18 protein-coding genes are annotated in these 18,748 nt (G+C 66.9%); 9 read left to right on the top strand and 9 right to left on the bottom strand.

Translation table 11 applies throughout. The features are described 5' to 3' along the window. On the bottom strand, positions 1 to 356 hold a 356-nt coding region (locus U9J39_RS21215; RefSeq protein WP_326347973.1), incomplete at its 3' end, for a hypothetical protein. Between the two features lie 1,517 nt (positions 357 to 1,873). On the opposite strand from U9J39_RS21215, the gene U9J39_RS21210 reads away from it, so the two are divergent. Then, on the top strand, positions 1,874 to 2,338 hold the full coding sequence (locus U9J39_RS21210; RefSeq protein WP_115710814.1) for a DUF2147 domain-containing protein: 465 nt from the start codon (positions 1,874 to 1,876) through the stop codon (positions 2,336 to 2,338). Positions 2,339 to 2,462: 124 nt separating this feature from the next. Here the strand turns inward: U9J39_RS21210 and U9J39_RS21205 are convergent, their stop codons facing one another. Both U9J39_RS21205 and U9J39_RS21200 read right to left on the bottom strand, forming a co-directional pair. Beyond that, positions 2,463 to 4,568 (bottom strand): TonB-dependent receptor, encoded by a 2,106-nt coding sequence (locus tag U9J39_RS21205; protein WP_326347972.1) that lies wholly within the window; start codon positions 4,566 to 4,568, stop codon positions 2,463 to 2,465. 177 nt (positions 4,569 to 4,745) lie between these two features. After that, positions 4,746 to 5,618 (bottom strand): LysR family transcriptional regulator, encoded by an 873-nt coding sequence (locus U9J39_RS21200; protein WP_115710817.1) that lies wholly within the window; start codon positions 5,616 to 5,618, stop codon positions 4,746 to 4,748. A gap of 132 nt (positions 5,619 to 5,750) precedes the next feature. Between U9J39_RS21200 and U9J39_RS21195 the strand changes: the two genes are divergently transcribed. The 3 genes from U9J39_RS21195 to U9J39_RS21185 all read left to right on the top strand — a co-directional run bounded on the left by U9J39_RS21195 (position 5,751) and on the right by U9J39_RS21185 (position 8,675). Beyond that, on the top strand, positions 5,751 to 6,143 hold the full coding sequence (locus U9J39_RS21195) for a tautomerase family protein (RefSeq protein WP_115681140.1): 393 nt from the start codon (positions 5,751 to 5,753) through the stop codon (positions 6,141 to 6,143). Between the two features lie 202 nt (positions 6,144 to 6,345). Beyond that, positions 6,346 to 7,737 carry a GntP family permease gene (locus U9J39_RS21190; protein WP_326347971.1) on the top strand — a complete coding sequence of 464 codons (1,392 nt, stop codon included), beginning with the start codon at positions 6,346 to 6,348 and terminating at the stop codon, positions 7,735 to 7,737. 104 nt (positions 7,738 to 7,841) lie between these two features. Beyond that, on the top strand, positions 7,842 to 8,675 hold the full coding sequence (locus U9J39_RS21185) for an aldo/keto reductase (protein WP_326347970.1): 834 nt from the start codon (positions 7,842 to 7,844) through the stop codon (positions 8,673 to 8,675). An 18-nt stretch (positions 8,676 to 8,693) separates the two neighbouring features. Here U9J39_RS21185 and U9J39_RS21180 read toward each other — a convergent pair whose 3' ends face one another. Beyond that, complete coding sequence (locus U9J39_RS21180; RefSeq protein WP_326347969.1) at positions 8,694 to 9,107, bottom strand: hypothetical protein; 414 nt, start codon at positions 9,105 to 9,107, stop codon at positions 8,694 to 8,696. A 215-nt stretch (positions 9,108 to 9,322) separates the two neighbouring features. Between U9J39_RS21180 and U9J39_RS21175 the strand changes: the two genes are divergently transcribed. Then, positions 9,323 to 9,901 (top strand): BPSL1445 family SYLF domain-containing lipoprotein, encoded by a 579-nt coding sequence (locus U9J39_RS21175; RefSeq protein ID WP_115710825.1) that lies wholly within the window; start codon positions 9,323 to 9,325, stop codon positions 9,899 to 9,901. Between the two features lie 108 nt (positions 9,902 to 10,009). Then, positions 10,010 to 10,909, top strand: a complete 900-nt coding sequence (locus tag U9J39_RS21170) for a recombination-associated protein RdgC (RefSeq protein ID WP_115681499.1) — start codon at positions 10,010 to 10,012, stop codon at positions 10,907 to 10,909. A 61-nt stretch (positions 10,910 to 10,970) separates the two neighbouring features. Here the strand turns inward: U9J39_RS21170 and U9J39_RS21165 are convergent, their stop codons facing one another. After that, positions 10,971 to 11,414 (bottom strand): thioesterase family protein, encoded by a 444-nt coding sequence (locus tag U9J39_RS21165; protein ID WP_018006295.1) that lies wholly within the window; start codon positions 11,412 to 11,414, stop codon positions 10,971 to 10,973. A 278-nt stretch (positions 11,415 to 11,692) separates the two neighbouring features. Here U9J39_RS21165 and U9J39_RS21160 point away from each other — a divergent pair, with 278 nt between their 5' ends. After that, positions 11,693 to 12,685, top strand: coding sequence for a Bug family tripartite tricarboxylate transporter substrate binding protein (locus U9J39_RS21160; protein ID WP_115710826.1), 993 nt, complete (start codon positions 11,693 to 11,695; stop codon positions 12,683 to 12,685). Positions 12,686 to 12,720: 35 nt separating this feature from the next. Here the strand turns inward: U9J39_RS21160 and U9J39_RS21155 are convergent, their stop codons facing one another. Continuing rightward, positions 12,721 to 13,428: a FadR/GntR family transcriptional regulator gene (locus U9J39_RS21155; RefSeq protein WP_326347968.1), complete on the bottom strand. Its 708-nt coding sequence runs from the start codon at positions 13,426 to 13,428 to the stop codon at positions 12,721 to 12,723. A gap of 98 nt (positions 13,429 to 13,526) precedes the next feature. After that, the gene (locus U9J39_RS21150; protein ID WP_115710830.1) at positions 13,527 to 14,861 is read right to left on the bottom strand and encodes an MFS transporter; all 1,335 of its coding nucleotides are present in this window, start codon (positions 14,859 to 14,861) and stop codon (positions 13,527 to 13,529) included. Between the two features lie 302 nt (positions 14,862 to 15,163). Here U9J39_RS21150 and U9J39_RS21145 point away from each other — a divergent pair, with 302 nt between their 5' ends. Continuing rightward, on the top strand, positions 15,164 to 15,700 hold the full coding sequence (locus U9J39_RS21145) for an ureidoglycolate lyase (protein WP_326347967.1): 537 nt from the start codon (positions 15,164 to 15,166) through the stop codon (positions 15,698 to 15,700). A gap of 38 nt (positions 15,701 to 15,738) precedes the next feature. Here the strand turns inward: U9J39_RS21145 and U9J39_RS21140 are convergent, their stop codons facing one another. Continuing rightward, positions 15,739 to 16,260, bottom strand: coding sequence for a DNA-binding protein (locus tag U9J39_RS21140; RefSeq protein ID WP_115710832.1), 522 nt, complete (start codon positions 16,258 to 16,260; stop codon positions 15,739 to 15,741). Positions 16,261 to 16,476: 216 nt separating this feature from the next. Next, a complete protein-coding gene (locus tag U9J39_RS21135; RefSeq protein WP_326347966.1) occupies positions 16,477 to 18,018 on the bottom strand; it encodes a methyl-accepting chemotaxis protein in 1,542 nt (513 codons plus the stop codon). Positions 18,019 to 18,224: 206 nt separating this feature from the next. Here U9J39_RS21135 and U9J39_RS21130 point away from each other — a divergent pair, with 206 nt between their 5' ends. After that, positions 18,225 to 18,734, top strand: coding sequence for a GNAT family N-acetyltransferase (locus U9J39_RS21130; protein ID WP_326347965.1), 510 nt, complete (start codon positions 18,225 to 18,227; stop codon positions 18,732 to 18,734). The last annotated feature ends 14 nt before the right edge of the window (positions 18,735 to 18,748 follow it).

The raw sequence follows: 18,748 nt of genomic DNA, 5'->3' as shown, positions 1-18,748 counted from the left end.
GGTGCTGCCTTCTTGGCGGCGACCTTCTTCACCGCGGCCTTCTTGGCCGGTGCCTTCTTGGCGGCTGCCTTCTTGGCCGGTGCTGCCTTCTTGGCGGCGACCTTCTTCACTGCGGCCTTCTTCACTGCGGCCTTCTTGGCCGGTGCCGCCTTCTTGGCGGCGGCCTTCTTGGCCGGTGCTGCCTTCTTGGCGGCGACCTTCTTCACCGCGGCCTTCTTGGCCGGTGCCTTCTTGGCGGCTGCCTTCTTGGCGGCCGGTGCAGCCTTCTTGGCGGCGACCTTCTTCACAGCAGCCTTCTTGGCGGCCGGCTTGGCGGCCTTCTTAGCCGCCGGCTTTTTCTTTGCAGCAGTTGCCATGGATAACTCCTTCACTAGAGAGTGAATATCGAATGACCTAAGTTGGCGACCCGACCGACCCGAGGCGCGCCACAGCAGCGCGGCCCCAGTCGAGCGAGCGATTCATCGGCGTGCGGCCCGACCACCGCTGCACGCTAATGAATTCGGTTGCGGGCACACCGCCCATGGCGGTGCCTTGGCGGCCGGCGCGAGCCCGCAAGCGGGTCTCGGGCACATGCCGCGCCCTGGAATATTCGATCAGCCCGCACCGCCCGTTGAGCCGGCGCGCGGCCAGAAATGAGGAGATATCGGACAGCAGGCCTGCGGTGCGGGCTTGGCCTCGCGCACGGCAGGCGGCATTCATTCGGTGGTAGCGGGTCCAACCCGTTAATGGACCAAGGGAGACTGCACGCGTTTTAAGAAGCCGGTCGGGCCTGGTCTGCGTCAAAGTTCTCGTGCTCCTCAGCTACTACCTTCGTCATTGCATCGAAGCGCGCATCGCGCTTTTCGGTTCCATCTTGCTTCCTGCTTCGCTGCAATGAAGTGAGACTCTTGTCAAGGCGAATCATAATTCGTTTGCACGATGATGTTAAGAAAAAAGTGCAAAAAAACTTGCCTGCATGCATCGCTCCAACTAGTTCTCACGCGCGTCGTCACGAAGACGTTGCCGACGACATCGAAACGCGTCGCGCGCATGCCGGTGTCGAGACCCACCACGCGCACTCGCGCACGCCGCGCGATGCCCCTTCACCGACCGCGCGCGCCGCAGCTTTTACACACCGTCGCGCGTAGCGATGACAAGCCGCGCAGCGTGCGCGCGACGACTGCGAACAGCGCTACCGAATGTCCTCGCGCTTTCCGAAAAGCCGCATGGACAAAGGCTTTGCGGGCGATGCACCAATGCGCGAGCGGCGCGTGTCGAGTTGTGCGGCGGCACGCTTCGACACGCGCGCGACACCATCACCGGCGCGCGTCCTGCATGCTTTACACACTCGGCCCGGTACGCACGCGCGACGCCGTGCTCGATGTTCGACGACACCGGCGTCGGCCACTGCGCGACACCATCGCCGAGCGCGCGCGAGAGTGATGCGTGCACGCAACGGTTTGCATCGACGCAACATCGAAAGGGCATCGCGAAGGCATCGCAAGGACAACGCGGCGTCATCGAAGCGTTGCGCTCGAGCCAAGACGCGACGACAGCGAAGCGTCGTGGCAACACTCCGGCAGTCGCTCCCGCGAGGTCGCGTCGTGCCGCTCGATCCGGGGCACGCGCGCCGCGCTTTGCGGATGCGTTCGCGCCGTCGCGCAGGACGCGGCGAGGTGGCGCGCGGTGCGTCGTACGTCCGCTTAGAGGATTGCTTCAGCGGCCGTGCGCAGGCGCGTTTTGCTGCGCCACAAAAACCCGCAAACGCCCGCTGCGTGCGGGCTGGCGGGAAACGGACAAGCGCCGCGGAAGGGCGCGCGGCGGTCCGCGCCGGATTGCGGCGCGGCGGCTGCGCCAGTAGATTGGCGTGGCTACGGACCTCAAAGGAGACATCATGCGCAGCCCTTCCCTCATCGCCTGCACCATGCGCGCCGCGGTGCTTGCCGCCACCCTGCTCGGCAGCGCCGCGGCGCTGGCGCAGGCCACGCCCACCGGCACGTGGAAGACCATCGACGACAACACCGGCAAGCCGCGCGGGCTGGTGGAGATCACCGAGAAGAACGGCGTCTACAGCGGACGCCTGCTCAAGAGCTTCGTCGACGGCGACGGCAAGCCGCGCGTCTGCGACAAGTGCACCGACGCGCGCAAGGACCAGCCCCTGATCGGCATGACCATCCTGTCCGGCCTGCGCAAGACCGGCGACAACGAGTGGAGCGGCGGCGAGATCCTCGATCCGGAAAACGGCAAGGTCTACAAGAGCAAGATGTCGCTCACCGAGGATGGCAACAAGCTCAACGTGCGCGGCTTCATCGGCATCAGCCTGATCGGACGCACCCAGACCTGGGAGCGCGAGCACTGAGCGCTGCCGGCACTCAGGGTTTCTCCGGGGCATGCCGTTGCCTGCCCCGCTGGTGAAGAAACAGCAGGCGAAAAAAAACCGGGCGGTGATGAACCGCCCGGTTTTTTGTCCCCGATGCTGCGCTTTACATGCGGTAGCGCAGGGTGGCCATGACGCTGCGCGGAGCGCCCGGCATGTTCAGGTTGGCGTTGGTGCCGTGCGCCGAGACGATGTAGCCCTTGTCGAACAGGTTGTACACGTTCAGCTGGGCCTCGAAGGCACCGCGGCGGTACCAGGCCATCGCGTCGGCGGTGACAAAGCCGGGCAGGGTCACGGTGTTCTGCGGGTCGGCATAGCGCGCACCGACCAGGTTGGCGCCAAGGCCAACACCGAAGCCGTGGCCCAGGTCCTTGGTCACCCACAGGTTGCCGGAGTGGCGCGGCGTGATGGTGGCGCGCTTGCCTTGCAGCGCGGCGCTGGACTTGGTGATGGTGGCATCCAGATAGGCGTAGCCGGCCAGCATGCGCCAGCCGCTACCCAGCTCGGCCGCGCCGGAGAGCTCCACGCCGTCGGTGCGCTGCTCGCCGATCGGCAGCAGCGCCGTATTGGTGGCGTTGGCGACCTTGATATTGCTGCGCTCCAGGCGGAACAGCGAGATCGTGGTGCTGGCCTTGCCGTTCAGCCAATCGTATTTGGCGCCCACCTCGGTGTTGCTGGTGGTCTCCGGCGACAGGTCGGCATTGTTGGCCGCCAGCGCAAAGGCCTCGCCCGACGGCTGGAACGACTTGCTCCACGACACGTAGTACGACTGGGTCTTGCTCGGCTGCCACACCAGGCCGGCACGCGGGCTCCAGGCGGAGTCGCTGCGCGACAGGTCGCGCTGGCCGGCGATGCGGTTGCGGGTTTCCTGCTGGAAGTTGTCGTAGCGCACCCCGACCAGCGCCTTCCACTGCTCGCTGAAGGTGATCATGTCCTGGGTGTAGAACGCCAGCGTGTCGAAGATGCCCAGGTTCGAGGTGGTCGGGTTGCCCGGCGCCAGGCGCGGCAGTACCGGCAGCACCGGGTTGAACAGGTTGAAGGTGCCCGGCACCGGCTTGGTGTTGTTGACCTGGTCCTTGTTCTGCTGGCCGATCTCCATGCCGTACAGGATCTCGTGCTTGGTGCCGAGGATGGTCGCCTTCTGGATCAGGTCGGTCTGGTTGAACCAGCCATGTTCCTCGCGGCGGACATTGCCGTGGTTCATGGTCAGGGTCTGCGCCGCTTCGTTGACCGCGGCGGTCAGCGTGTTGTTGCGGTCCAGCGAGTAGTGGTAGTAGCGCGTGGCGTTGCGGATCGACCAGTTCTCATTGAAGCGATGGTTGATGGTGGCGGTGCCGGAGAACACACGCGACTGCGAGTAGTCGGCGTCGCGCGCATTGGCCGCGCCGTAGTAGCGCGACGCGGGCACGTCCACCGGCCGCCCGCGGTACGCCGGGATGCCGAAGTCGGTGACGCGGCGGTCTTCCAGGTAGTCGGCCTGGAACAACACGGTGGTCTCGGGCGCGACGCGCAGCTCCAGCGACGGCGCGATCGCCGCGCGGTCCAGGAACTGCTGCGAGCGGTAGCTGTTGGCCTTCTGCACCGCGCCGGTGACACGGAACGCCGCGGCGCCGTCCGCGAACACGCGGCCGACGTCAGCCTCGGCGCGGCGGTCGGCCCACATGCCGTAGCTGAGCGCGAAGTCGGTGACGTCGATGCCCGGCTTCTTGGTCACGCGGTTGATCAGGCCGCCGGAGGAGCCGCGACCGTACAGCACGGCTGCCGGACCCTTGATGACCTCGACTCGGTCGACGTTGGACATGTCGCGGAAGTACAGCGCATCGTCGCGGATGCCGTCGACGAACTGGTCGGCGATGGCGGTGAAGCCGCGGATCGAGACCTGGTCGCGCTGGCCGTCGCCGTGCGAGAACGACACGCCCGGCACGTTCTTCAGCGCGTCCTGCATCGAGGTGGCGTGCTGGTCGCGCATGACGTCGGCGGTGACCACGTTGACGGTTTGCGGCACGTCGCGCAGCGGGGCCTCGGTCTTGGTGGCGCTGACCGCGTTGGGCGGGTTGTAGCCCGCGCCCAGCTCACGGCTGACGTCCGCCTTGACGGTGACCTCCGGCAACTGCGCCGGTGTCGCCGGTGCGGATTGTGCCCACACCAGCATCGGTTGAAAAACGAAGCTCCCCGCCACCGCGGCACATATCGGGTGAAGTTTTATTCTCATGGCCTGTAATCGACTGTAATAACTTGAAAAAGCCGGCGAATTATCGATTACGGGATTGTCATGGTCAACGAGATTGCGAATTATTCCTATTCCCAATCCGGATATGTTGCTTTCAACACAACCGCACCCATTGGTGTCGCCCGATTTGTGATCTTTTTCTGACTTGGAGCGGCCCAGCTAGGCCAATTGTGCTGTCAGCGCCTCGCGCGCTTGCGCAATGAAGGCAGACTCGCCGCGCCGCGCTGGCAGCAGGAAGAACTCCGCTTCCGGCAGCCGCGGCAGCCCTAGCCGCGCGACGGTGACGGCGTCCAGCGGCGCCACGCCCGGCCCGATCGCCGACGCATTCAGGCATGACAGGCCCAGTCCGGCCGCCAGCGCCAGGTGCAGCCCCGCCACACCGGAGGCGGAATGCGCGATCTCGAACGGCACCCGTTTGCGCAGCAGCCGCTGCACCACGTACTGGTGCAGCGAGCAGGTGTCGGGCAGCAGCACCAGTGGCAGCGTCGCGGGAAGCGTGTCGGCCTCGGCCGGCGCGGCCACCCAGGCGAGCGGCTCGCGCCGCAGCACCGTGCCGCGCGCGGCTGTTCCGCGCGTGCCGGGCAGCCGCATGCTCAGGCCGATATCGAAGGTGTCGCGCTCGGCGGCGGCATCGATCGCCGCGCTTTTCATCACCGTCACGTGCAGGCGCAGGTACGGATAGCGCTCGCGCAGGCGCCGCAGCATGCCGGCGATCTCGCCGGGGCGGAAATAGTCGGTCACCGCCAGGCGCAACTCGCCCTCCAGCGCGTGGCCGCGAAGCTCCTGCAAGGCCAGTTCGTTCAGGTCCAGGATGCGCCGCGCATGCGCCAGCAGCCGCTGCCCGGCAGGCGTCGGCTGCGCGCCGTGGCGGCCGCGTGTCAGCAGCGGCACGCCGGCGCGCTCTTCCAGCTTGCGCAGCTGCTCGCTGACCGACGACTGCGACAGGAACAGCCGGGGCGCCGCGGCCGACAGGCTGCCGCTGTCGGCAACCGTCACGAAGGTGCGCAACTGGTCGGTGTCGAATCCACGCATGGCAAGGCTCCTGGCAAGGTCGGATTGATTTCGGCACAGCCGATGGAAGGTATCGGTTATTCCCGCTTTTCCGATACTACACCACGCCCTACCATGGCTTCACCAACCCCGCTCAAACCCAAGGAGCTCGCCATGCCCCACATCGTCCTGCACCTGTCCGGCCAACCCGATGCCGACCTCACCCGCCGCAGCGCCAGGGCCATCGCCGACCTGACCGAGCGCGTGCTCGGCAAGCAGCGCGACGTGATCGCCGTGACGGTGCAGTACATCCCGCACGACAGCTGGATCATCGCCGACGCGCCGCTGTCCGAGCAGGGCCGCAATGCCTTCCACCTGGACATCAGCGTGACCGATGAAACCAACACCAAGGCAGAGAAGGCGCAGTTCATCGCGGCCGTGTTCGAGACCATGTCGGGCCTGCTCGGCAACCTGCATCCGGTCTCTTATGTCCACGTGATCGACGCCCGCGCCGCGGCCTATGGCTACGGCGGCCGCACGCAGGAGTATCGCCACCAGCACCGGTGAAGCGGGCCTTCTCCTTCCCTGCCGCCGCCCGCCACCGCGCGGCCGCGGCGAGCCTCAAAGGTTTCGCCGCCGGCCAAGCTGTGGCACAGTCGCCGGCTGATCCCTTTTCCTGACGCACAGAAAGAGACAACGCGCCACAAGCGCAGGCCCCGCCGCGGCACCGGACCGCACCTCAGGAGAAGGCAACCCTGAAGGAGATCCGATGTCGTTCCTGATCGTACTGGCAGCCCTTGCCTTCCTGATGTTCGCCGCGTACCGCGGCTACAGCGTGATCCTGTTCGCACCGATCGCCGCGCTGGCGGCGGTGCTGCTGACCGACCCGTCGGCGGTGGCGCCGGTGTTCACCGGCATCTTCATGGAGAAGATGGTCGGCTTCGTGAAGCTGTATTTCCCCGTGTTCTTATTAGGCGCCGTGTTCGGCAAGGTGGTCGAACTGTCGGGCTTTTCCGAGTCCATCGTCGCTGCGGCGATCCGCTATATCGGACGAACGCGCGCCAATGCGGTGATCGTCACGGTGTGCGCGCTGCTGACCTACGGCGGCGTTTCGCTGTTCGTGGTGGTGTTCGCGGTCTACCCGTTCGCCGCCGAGTTGTATCGCCAGAGCAACATCCCCAAGCGGCTGATGCCGGGCGCGATCGCACTGGGCGCGTTCTCGTTCACCATGGATTCGCTGCCGGGCACCCCGCAGATCCAGAACATCATCCCCACCAATTTCTTCAACACCACCTCGTGGGCCGCGCCGGCGTTGGGCGTCGCCGGCTCGCTGTTTATCCTGCTGGTGGGCCTGAGCTATCTGGAATGGCGCCGCCGCGCCGCCGCTGCGCGCGGCGAGGGCTATGGCAGCAACCTGCGCAACGAGCCCGAACGCAGCCAGGCCGGCAAGCTGCCGCACCCGCTGCTGGCACTGCTGCCGATGGTGGTGGTGGGTGTGGCCAACTTCTGGCTGACGCGGATGATTCCGCTGTGGTACGGCGAATCCAACAGCGTGACGCTGCCTGGCCTGGCCAGGCCGGTAGAAACCAAGATCGCCAGCGTCACCGCGATCTGGGCAGTGGAAGGCGCGCTGCTGCTGGGCATCGCCGTGGTGCTGGTCACCGCCTTCGGCGCCCTGCGCGAGCGTTTTGCCGAGGGTACCAAGGGCGCGGTCGGCGGCGCGCTTCTGGCGTCGATGAACACCGCGTCGGAATACGGTTTCGGCGGCGTCATCGCCGCGCTGCCGGGCTTCCTGGTGGTCAGCGACGCGCTGCGCGCCATCCCCAACCCGCTGGTCAATGCCGCGGTCTCGGTCAGCACGCTGGCCGGCATCACCGGCTCGGCCTCGGGCGGCATGAGCATTGCGCTGGCGGCGATGTCGCAGACCTTCATCGCGGGCGCGCAGGCCATGCAGATTCCGCTGGAAGTGCTGCACCGCGTGGTGTCGATGGCCAGCGGCGGCATGGATACCCTGCCGCACAACGGCGCCGTGATCACGCTGCTGGCCGTGACCGGCCTGACCCACCGCGAGTCCTACCGCGATATCTTCGCGGTCACGCTGATCAAGACCGGCGCGGTGTTCTTCGTCATCGCGCTGTATTTTCTGACCGGACTGGTTTGAAGCATTCCCGGCGCGGGCGGGTTGTACATTGCCGGTGTTGTTTGTTAACTAGTGTGGTTGGGTGCCGCCGGGCGCCCGACCCCGGCCAACCTGGAAGCCAAGCGATGAAGCAAGTCACCCTGCCCGACGGCGAGCGCGTCCCGGCGCTCGGCATGGGCACATGGAATATGGGCGAATCGCCCGCCGCGCGCGCCGAGGAGATCGCCACGCTGCGCCTGGGGCTGGACCTGGGCCTGCGCTTGATCGATACCGCCGAGATGTACGGCGAAGGCCAGTCCGAGGACATGATCGGCGAGGCCATCGCCGGCCGGCGCGACCAGGCCTTCCTGGTCAGCAAGGTCTACCCGTTCAACGCCAGCCGGCGCGGCACCGTGCAGGCCTGCGAGCGCAGCCTGAAGCGGCTGGGCACCGACCGCATCGACCTCTACCTGCTGCACTGGCGCGGCGGCGTGCCGCTGGAAGAGACGGTGCAGGCCATGGAGGCCCTGCAGCGCGACGGCAAGATCCGCCACTGGGGCGTCAGCAACCTGGACCTGTCCGATATGCAGGAATTGTGGGACGCGCCGGGCGGCAGCCGGCTGGCCACCAACCAGCTGCTGTACAACCTGGGGCGGCGCGGCATCGAGTGGGACCTGCTGCCCTGGCTGCGCCAGCGCGGCGTGCCGGTGATGGCCTACTCTCCCATCGAGCAGTCGCGCCTACTGGCGCATCCCGGGCTGAAGCGCTTCGCGCGCGACCACGGCATGACCGCGGCACAGGCGGCGCTGAGCTGGCTGCTGGCGCAGGACGGCGTCATCGCCATCCCCAAGACCAGCCGGCGCGAGCGCCTGCAGGAAAACCTGGAGGCCCTGTCGAAGACGCTGTCGCCTGCGCAGCTGGCCGAGATCGACCGCATCTTCCCGCCGCCCGACGGCCCGACGCCGCTGGAAATGCTCTGAGCCGGCGACGGTCCCGGGTCAGTTCTGGCGGGCCAGGTAGCGCTCGCGCTCGACGTAGCGCACCAGGTATTGGCGCGCATTGTCGCGGGTGTCGCTGGTCACGCGCGCCGCCGCCTGGCGCGCGCTGCTCTTGCCGTGCGACGACGACATCTGCCCATCGAGATAGCTGCGGAACGACTGGTGCATCGCGTCCAGTTCCGGCTGGCACGCCGACAGCGCCAGGTCGGCCACGTCCTTGGACTGGCCCTTGGCCGACAGGTTGTCGTTGGCCTTCTTCTGCGTGCAATCCATGTATTTGGCGCGCAGCGCCTGCCATTCGCTGCCGGTATCGGCCGCCGGGGCCGATGCCGCGGCGTCAGTGGAAGCCCCCGGAGGCTGGGAGGCGCAGGCGGCCAGCAGAAGCAAGGGCAAGGCAGTGAGAAGTTTCTTCATGACTCATCAAGATGCAGTGACGGCGCAGCGGCGGTCACATGGCAACCATAAGCCAGCCATGGGACGTATCGGGCGCAAGGCCCATTATTCTTGCCGCGAACGGTCGTCCTGCACCACCTTCGTCACAAATGGAAACGACTCGTTGGCCTGAATCATTTGCCCGGGTGATTTCGGCGCCTATGCTTCAAAGACGACAACAACACCAAGGAGACGAGATGAAACGTCGAACCTTCCTTTCGGCCAGCGCGGGTCTGGCCCTCGGCACGCTGGCCACCGGCGCGTGCACCACCACCAAGCCCGACGCACCCACCGACAAGGCTGCGCGCCGGCGTGAACTGGATTCGGGCTCGGACGCCACGCTGTCGCGCCTGTACAGCTCGGTCAACGGCGCGCGCGAACTGGGCAGCCGCGCACGCGGCATCCTGGTGTTCCCGAAGACCCTGTCGGCTGGCTTTATCGTCGGCGGCGAGTATGGCGACGGCACGCTGCGCTCCGGCGGCGGCACGCGCGGCTATTACCGGCTGGTCTCGGGCTCGGTCGGCTGGCAGATCGGTGCGCAGTCCAAGGCCGTGATCCTGATGTTCATGACGCAGGACGCCTATGACAAGTTCGTGCGCAGCAGCGGCTGGACCGCGGGCGTGGATGCCACCGTCGCGCTGGCCACGATTGGCGCAAACGGCGTGCTCGATACCAATACCGCCCAGCAGCCCATCGTCGGCTTCGTGCTGACCAATGCCGGCCTGATGGCCGGGCTGAGTTTCGAGGGCAGCAAGATCACCAAGCTCGACCTGTAGCAGCGCTTTCCGGTGGTCGCCGCGCGGCCGGCCGGTCGCGCGGCGCCTGGCATTTTTCGCGGCAGCGCGCCGCGGGCGTTAGAATTCGTCCCTTTGGCCGAATTCCCCATGTGGTTCAAGAATCTGCAGGTCCATCGTTTCTCCGCCCCGTGGTCGCCCAGCGCCGACGAGGTCGAAGCCAGCCTGGCAAAGCACGCCTTCTTTCCCGGCACCAGCCTCGAGATGCAGACGCAGGGCTGGGCCTCGCCGCGTGACAACGGCCAGCTGGTCCACACCGTCGGCCGCCAGATGCTGCTGACGCTGCGCACCGAAAAGAAGCTGCTGCCCACCACCGTGGTCAACCAGGTCACGCGCGCCCGCGCCGCCGAGATCGAAGAGCAGCAAGGCTACAAGCCGGGCCGCAAGCAAATGAAGGAACTGAAGGAGCAGGTCACCGAAGAGCTGCTGCCGCGCGCCTTCAGCATCCGCCGCGACACGCGCGTGTGGATCGACCCTGACAACGGCTGGCTTGCCATCGATGCCGCCGCCGCGGCCAAGGCCGATGAAGTGCGCGGCATGCTGTTCAAGGCGCTGGACCCGCTGCCGCTGATCAACCTGCACGTCAACCAGTCGCCGGTGGCCGCCATGACCGAATGGCTGGCCGGCGATGCGGCGCCCGCCGGCTTTACCGTCGACCAGGAAATCGAGCTGCAGTCCGGGGCCGAGAGCAAGGCCACGGTCCGCTACGTGCGCCACCCGCTCGACCCCGAAGACCTGCGCCGCCATATCGCCGCCGGCAAGCGCTGCACGCGCCTGGCGATGACCTGGAACGACCGCGTCTCGTTCGTGCTGACCGACGGACTGGTGGTCAAGAAGCTGGCGCCGCTCGACGTGATCAAGGAACAGGCCGACGGCACGGCGCACGACGAAGACGAGCGCTTCGACGCGGACTTCACCATGATGGCGGGCGAGCTGTCGGGCCTGCTGGTCGACCTGACCGAGGCGCTGGGCGGCGAGCGCAAGGCCTGAGCCGGCACCCTCGCCATCACGTGGCGCGGTCAGCGATTAGCGGACCGCGCCACGCCCGCGGTTATTCCACCCAGTTCACCTTCGGGAAGCGCCCGGCGAATCCCGCCGGCATCGCCACCACGCGTTTGGCCACATAGTCGAAGAAGACAAAGCCCGACTTGGCCATCGCGATCAGCGCGCCATCGGCGGGCCGCGTGATGCGGAAGATGATGTCGCCGCCGTACTTGTTGAAGTCCATCACGCCCACCTCGAACAGCAGCTGGTCGCGCGCATGGGCCTCGTTGCGGTACATCGTCGCCAGGTCGGTGACGATGATGCCGACGCCTTCCTCACGCACATCCTCGCTGCCGAATTCGAACAGGAACCGCGCCCGCGCCTCCGAAATCATTGAGATCATCGAATCATTGGCAAGGTGGTTGGCCGAATTGATGTCCGTCACGCGCACAGTGAGGTGCGTGGCGTAGCAAAGCTGGTCGGCGGGCAGGTCGAGTTTGAGGCGGGCCATGAGGGTTCAAGCAAGAAATGGATCAAGCGCCGCACAGACCGGACTGACTGAACGCGCCGGCAGCGGCGGCGCCATCATAAGCGATGCCGCGGTTCGGATTGCAGCCCGGCTGCCTGCCCCTGCGCACACCCGATCCGGGTAAGTACTCCCCACCGTTTTCGTCCATCCCGCCGATGCCGCGACACATCGCGGCCTCGTACGCTGCGCGTTGCCGTGGCCATGGCGCACAGAGCCCAGGGCCGCATGCCGACACGACGTCAACCACTGGAGGAAACACCATGCAAGCCGACCGCCGCAAGGCCCTGCACTGGCTGGGAGCCGGATCCCTGGCCGCCGCCGCTACAACCCTGGGAATCGGCCCGGCCCGGGCCCAGCAGGCCTGGCCGGCGCGCCCGGTGCGGCTGGTGGTGCCCTACCCGCCCGGCGGCGCCACCGACGTGCTGGCGCGCGCGCTGGGCGACCCTTTGGGCAAGCTGTGGCAGCGCCCGGTGATCGTCGAGAACCGGCCCGGCGTGGGCGGCATGATCGGCGCCGACGTGGTCGCCAAGGCGCAGCCGGACGGCTACACGCTGCTGCTGGGCCTGCCCAGCCTGGTCCAAACCCCTTATATGGTGGCCAAGCCGCCGTTCGACCCGCTGCGCGACCTGACCGCCATCGGCCAGCTATGCACCTCCAGCCTGGTGCTGACCGCCAGCGCCGCCATGCCGCGCACGCTGCCGCAGATGGTGGCCCTGGCCAAGTCCCAGCCGGACAAGTTGTCCTATGGCACCTATGGCATCGGCACCGGCGCCCACCTCTACATGCAGGTGTTCCTGAAGAATGCCGGCGCCGAGCTGGTCCACGTGCCGTACAAGGGCGAAGCGCCGATCGCCACCGACCTGATCGGCGGCCAGATCTCGCTGGGGACGCTGTCGCCGATGACGGTGCGCCAGCATGCACGCACCGGCAAGCTGCAGCCGCTGGCGGTGACCGGCAACACCCGCGCACCGATGCTGCCCGACGTGCCCACCTTCCAGGAACTCGGCTACAAGGGCCTGGACGGCCCGGCGTGGCTGGGCCTGTTCACCACCGCCGGCACTCCGCAGGCCATCATCGACAAGATCTCGGCCGACGTGGAAACGGTGATGGCCGCGCCCGACATCCGCCAGCGGCTGGGCGATCTGGGCCTGATCGTCAAGACCACGCAGCCGGCGGCCTTCGCGGCGACGACGCGTGCCGACCAGGCGTATTGGGGCAATGTGATCAAGGAAAACAATATTCGGCTGGATTGAGGCGTGGCGCGACCGGCGTCCGTTCGCGCCGGAGCTCACTCATCCTTTTCGTCGCCGGTAGGGAAATGCACGCCGGCCCGGCGTGCCGCCAGCATGATGTGGCGCTCCATCGCGCGCTGTGCCTGCTCCGGCTGGCGCGCGGCCAGCGCCTCGATGATGGCGCTGTGCTCGACGAAGGTGGCGTTGCGCGCGCCGCGCCGGTAGTACGGCAGGCGCTGGCTCTCGCGCATCACCTCGGCGCTTTCGCGCAGGATCTCGCGGATGACCTGGTTGCCCGAGACCGTGACGATCAGCGTGTGGAACTCATAATCCAGCTGCGACGCCTCGTCATAGGCATCGGCTTCGATCGCCCGCTGCATCGTGGCCGCGTTCTGGCGCAGCTGCTCGATCTCGGCGGCGGCGATGGCCAGTGCGGCCAGCCGCGCGGTCAGGCCTTCCAGCGCAAAGCGCAGCTGGTAGATATCGATCAGCGAATGCGTGGCGGCAAAGCGCCACGGCGGCGCGGCGGCGGCGCTGTCGCCGGCGGCGGTCACATAGACGCCCTTGCCCGGGCGCGACACCACCACGCCCATCCCCTGCAAGGTAGAGATCGCCTCGCGCAATGACGCGCGGCTGATGCCGACCTTCGCCGCCAGTTCCCGCTGCGCCGGCAGCAGCGTGCCCGCGGGGAACGTGCCGTCGCGCACCCATTGCTGGATAAGGCTGACGGCCTGGTTGGCGACGGAGGCGGAAGATCCTGTCATACGTGCGGGGAAAACCAGTAAGGGGACGCTTAACGGAAAGCCAGAGCGCAGGGCCGGCTGCCGGAAATTCTAGCCGACAATCCGGCCCGCCCCGCCCCTTACTTGTTGACCAGCCTGGCAGGCACCGAGTACGTCAGCAGCGCGCCGCACAGCAGCACCGCCGCCAGCACGAACATCGCGGCATCGGTGCTCTGGGTGGCATCCTTGATCAGCCCGATCATGTACGGGCTGATAAAGCCGGCCAGGTTGGCGAACGAGTTGATCAGCGCAATGCCCGCCGCCGCGCCGACGCCCGACAGGATCGAGGTGGGCAGGCTCCAGAACAGCGGCGACGTGGCCAGGCTGCCGCCGGCTGCCAGCGCCAGCGCGGCGAGCGACAGCGCGGTGTTGTGGCTGAACACGGCGCTCAGCACCAGGCCCGTGGCGGCGCAGCAGAACGGCACGATCAGGTGCCAGCGGCGTTCGCGCATGCGGTCGGAGCTGCGGCTGACCAGGATCATCGAACACACCGCCACGCCGAACGGGATCGCGGTGAGCAAGCCCACATCCAGCACGCTTTTCACGCCGGTCTGCTTGATCAGCGTGGGCAGCCAGAAGGTCAGCCCGTACTGGCCCATCACCGTGCAGAAGCAGATCATCGTCATTTTCAGCACGCGCGGATCCGTCACCACGTGGCGCAGCGACATGTGGGCGCTCTTGTGCGCATTCTCCGCGGCGATATTGCGCTCCAGCAGCGCCTTCTCGTCCGCCGTCAGCCAGCGCGCGGACTGGATGTTGTTGTCCAGGTACCAGAGCACCGCCACGCCCACCAGCAGCGACGGCACCGCCTCGATCACGAACATCCACTGCCAGCCGCGCAGGCCGTTGACGCCGTGCATGGCTTCCATCACCCAACCCGACAGCGGCCCGCCAAAAATGCCCGAGATCGGGATCGCGGCCATGAACAGCGCCACCATGCGCGCACGCCGGTGCGACGGGAACCAGTAGGTCAGGTACAGGATCATGCCCGGATAGAAGCCGGCCTCGGCCGCGCCCAGCAGGAAGCGCAGCACGTAGAACTGCGTGCTGGTCTGCACGAACATCATCGCCGCCGAGATCAGGCTCCACAGGATCATGATGCGCGAGATCGTGGCCTTGGCGCCGATGCGGTGCATCAGCAGGTTGCTGGGCACCTCGAAGAAGAAATAGCCGATAAAGAACAAGCCCGCGCCCAGGCCGTAGACCGCCTCGCTGAACTGCAGGTCGGCCAGCATGTTGAGCTTGGCAAAGCCCACGTTGACCCGATCCAGGTAGGCCACCACGTAGCACAGCATCAGGAACGGCAGCAGCCGCCAGGCCACCTTGCGGTACACCGCGTCCTCCCTGGCCTGGGCGTGCGGCTGCGGCGCGGCTATGCCATCCGGCCCGGCATGCGCGGTTTCAGTCGGAATCATGGAAGTCTCCCTTGGTTGTTCGAGTCTCGACGCAATGCGGTCGCAGCCGGTTTATCGTCATACCGGTCTGACCAGTTGATGCCGAATGGTAGGGAGCCACCTCGCCGGTGTCAAGGCGATGTCACGTGGGGAAAGCCCTCAGCGGCATGAAATCGGCCAATGGGAGGCCGCCCGGCGCTTGTGCTTCGCTATGACTTGCTGCAGAATCCGGCTCAACTGGTCTGACCAGTAGAGCCATTCACGGAATCGCTCGCGCGGCGTTCAACTGCTTGCCGGTGATTCTCAGATCTGGAGACTTATTGATGGAAACCACGCTTGCGCGCATGGCGGGCGCCCGCATGCGCCTGCACCCGCAGCCGCTGACCGCAGCTGCCTTTGCGCCCTTTGGCGACGTCATCGAGACCCGTCCTGCAGGCGATCCCGGCGCCTTTCCGATCAACGGCGGCATGGTCACGCGCCACCATGACCTGGCCACGGTCGAGCTCGGCGGCGGCCGTGCCCTGATCAACCTGTTCGAGGCCAGCCCCTACGCCTTTCCGATGGAGATCGCCATGCTGGAGCGCCATCCACTCGGCAGCCAGGCGTTCATTCCGCTTTCGGAGCGCCCTTTCCTGATCGTGGTCGCGCCGCCCGGGGACACGCTCGAAGCCGACTCCGTCAGCGCGTTCATCACCAATGGCAGGCAAGGCGTCAATTACCGCGCCGGTGTCTGGCACCACATGCTGCTGGCCATGGACGCGCCCTCATGCTTTGCCGTGGTCGACCGCGGCGGCGATGGCAACAACTGTGAAGAGCGCTGGCTGGCGCAGCCGCTGCTGCTTGAACTGCCAGGCGCCTGACAACGCGAAGGCATGGCGCGGTACTGCCCCGCGCTGGCTCATGCCACCAGCTTGCGCAGCCGTCGCTCCATCGCCGGGACGATGTTTCCGGCGCTCCTGGCCAGATTGACCTGCATCGCGGCCGCAGCGACGTCCCTGAGCGAGGGCTCGATCTCGTATCCCTTGCCGCTCATCCACAAGAGCACTTCCCACAAATGCCAGAGGGAACTTGCGCCTTCGTGCACCGGCGGGGGAAAGGAGGCCGGGTGGCCGAGCATCAGCTTGCGCATGTTCTGGCGCGACATGCCGAGGGTGTCGGCAATGTCCGTCAGGCCAACGAGGTCCGGTGCCGCTTCGATCAGCGTGGCGGACGGCATCGCGCGCCTGGCATTGGTAAGCGCGCTGACAATGGCGTCGGCCGCTGATTCCGCTTCCCGGTCGAACGTGAGCGCAATCCGGCCGACCACGCCGGTACCGACGGTCGCATCATCGCACCCGGCTTCATAGAGGCGTTCGACCAGCGTGTCGGGATCGCTGTCATCCGCCGACAACTGGTATCTCAAGGTGAACGCGTATTCCATGGCGGTGGTGTCTCCTTCAGCTCGACCGACATCACGACTTCGTGCCGATGCAAGCAGTTGACTAGCAGGCCAACAAGGCTAGTCGCACCAGAAAAGGTTGTCAGATGACAACTTTTTCCATGAGGCGTTCGTGGCCAGAAAGACGGTGGTAGTTCCGCGCGCACAACAACGACGACGTTCAGACCTGCGGTAGCGGAACGGGCATCGCCCCTTCGCTTACGCCACCGCCACCCCACCCAACCTGAACACCGCCACCGCCTCGCGCAGCGCGCGCGCCTGTTCCGCCATCGACTGCGTCGCCGCCGAAGCCTGCTCGACCAGCGCGGCGTTCTGCTGCGTGACCTCGTCGAGCTGGCCGACCGCCTGATTGACCTGCTCGATGCCGTGGCGCTGCTCGCCCGACGCCGCCGCGATCTCGTTGACGATGCGCGAGACCTGCGCCATCGCCGCCGTCATCTCTTCGATCGTGCCGCCGGCGTTGCCGACCAGTGCGTGGCCGGCCGCGACGCGATCGACTGCAACGTCGATCAGCGCCTTGATTTCGCGCGAGGCCACCGCGCTGCGCTGCGCGAGCGTGCGCACCTCGTTGGCGACCACGGCAAAGCCGCGCCCCTGCTCGCCGGCGCGCGCCGCTTCGACGGCCGCGTTCAGCGCCAGCAGGTTGGTCTGGAAGGCGATGCCTTCGATCACGCCGACGATATCGCCCACCTTGGCCGAGCGCTCCGCGATCTCCTGCATGGTGGCGACGACAGCGCCCATCACATCGGCGCTGCGCCCCGCGATATCGCGAGCCAGCGCGGTCTGCTGCGAGACCTGTTCGATGTTCTCGGCATTGGCGCGAACGGTCAGCGTCAGTTCATCCATGCTCGCGGCGGTCTCCTCCAGCGAAGCCGCCTGCTGCTCGGTGCGCGCCGACAGATCGAAGTTGCCGTTGGCAATCTGCGCGCTGGCCGCCGCTACGCCCTCGGCGTTGCGACGCACCAGTCCGACCACATCGGACAAGCTGTGCTGCATCTCTTGCAGCGCCTGCATCAGCGCGGCGATCTCGTCCTTGCCGCGCGTATCGATGCGGCTCGACAGGTCGCCCCTGGCAACGGTCTGGGCCACGTTCAGCGCACGGGACAGCGGACGCGTCAGGGCACGGCTGAACACCATCGCGCCTGCCAGCCCGCAGACGAACGCGGCAAACATCAGCGCATAGCTCAGCGTGGCGGCACGGCTCGCCTTGGCTGCCGTCTGCGCGGACACGGCCGCGGCGTCGGACGCGATCAGTCGCGCAGCTTCCTGCAGCAGCCGCGCCGGTTCGCGGTCCACACCAGCCACGACGCGGTCACCTGCAGCCGGTTCGAAACCAGCCGCCTTGAAGGACTCGAAGCCGCGCCGATAGCCCTCGCCCATCGCGGCGTGCGCGCTGGCGAACTGCGCGACCAGCTCCATCGATTTGCCGTCGGGCAGGCGCCTGGCCAGCACCGCGCCACGCTCGCGGATCGCCGCCTCGCGCGCGCCGAAGGCGGCCCAGTGCTTGTCGAGCCGGGCCGCGTCGCTGCCGCTCAGGATCGTGTTCTTCCACTCCTGGATCTGCTCCTTGAAATCCACCAGCATCGCCGTGACCAGCCGTTCTTCCTCGACCCTTTCGAGCACCACATGGTTGTAGTCGTCAATCGATCGGTTCAGGGTGCTCAGGCCATACAGCGCGCCGGCGAACATGACGATAAGCGCCGCCGCGAAGGCGAGCGGAAGTTTGACTGCGATCTTCATTACGGATTTCCGATGGGCATGGGGACGCCCCAGCGCAGGCGCTGGTTTGGCATGGCTCTTATCGGCAGGGAGATCCGTAAGTTGAGTCGGAAGTCGGAGTACGAGGCACGGGCTCGTGCCCTCGCATCCGGTACCGCAAGTGGGAGAACTGGGAGGCGTACACTGCGGCATAACTGGTTCGCAACCGGCCGAGCCAGCCTGCCCCCATGACTATGTCCGTCCCGCTGATCCACTCCGACCGCCTGACCTTGTCGCCCTTCTGCGGCCACGACGCGGCCGAGGCGTGGCCCTGCATCACCCCCACGCTCGCCCGCTACATGGAATGGGATCCCGCCCCGTCGCCCGAGGCGTTTCGCGACGTCTGGCAGGCGTGGCTGCCGGCTATGGAAAAAGGCACCGACTTCGTCTTCACCGTCCGTCGGAGCGGCGACGGTCTTTTCCTCGGCCTGGCCGGGCTGCATCATGCCGACACGCCGGCGCCGGAGTTCGGCATCTGGATCCGCGAAGACGCCCATGGGCACGGCTTTGGCAAGGAAGCGGTGCTGGCCGTGTGGGCGTGGGCGACGGCCACCCTGCGGCCGGCGCGCTTTGTATATCCGGCCGCCGAGCAGAACTGGAAGAGCCGCCGGATTGCGGAAGCGATGGGCGGCGTGGTGGTGGGCCGGCAGCCGGCGCCCAAGTTTGTGCGAGTGGTTTATTCGGTGCCGGTGAAGTAGCCGGCCCGCCGAAC

It is taken from the genome of Cupriavidus sp. SS-3, assembly GCF_035818815.1.
GTDB lineage: Bacteria > Pseudomonadota > Gammaproteobacteria > Burkholderiales > Burkholderiaceae > Cupriavidus > Cupriavidus taiwanensis_C.
This window is presented reverse-complemented; position numbering and strand designations above follow the sequence as displayed.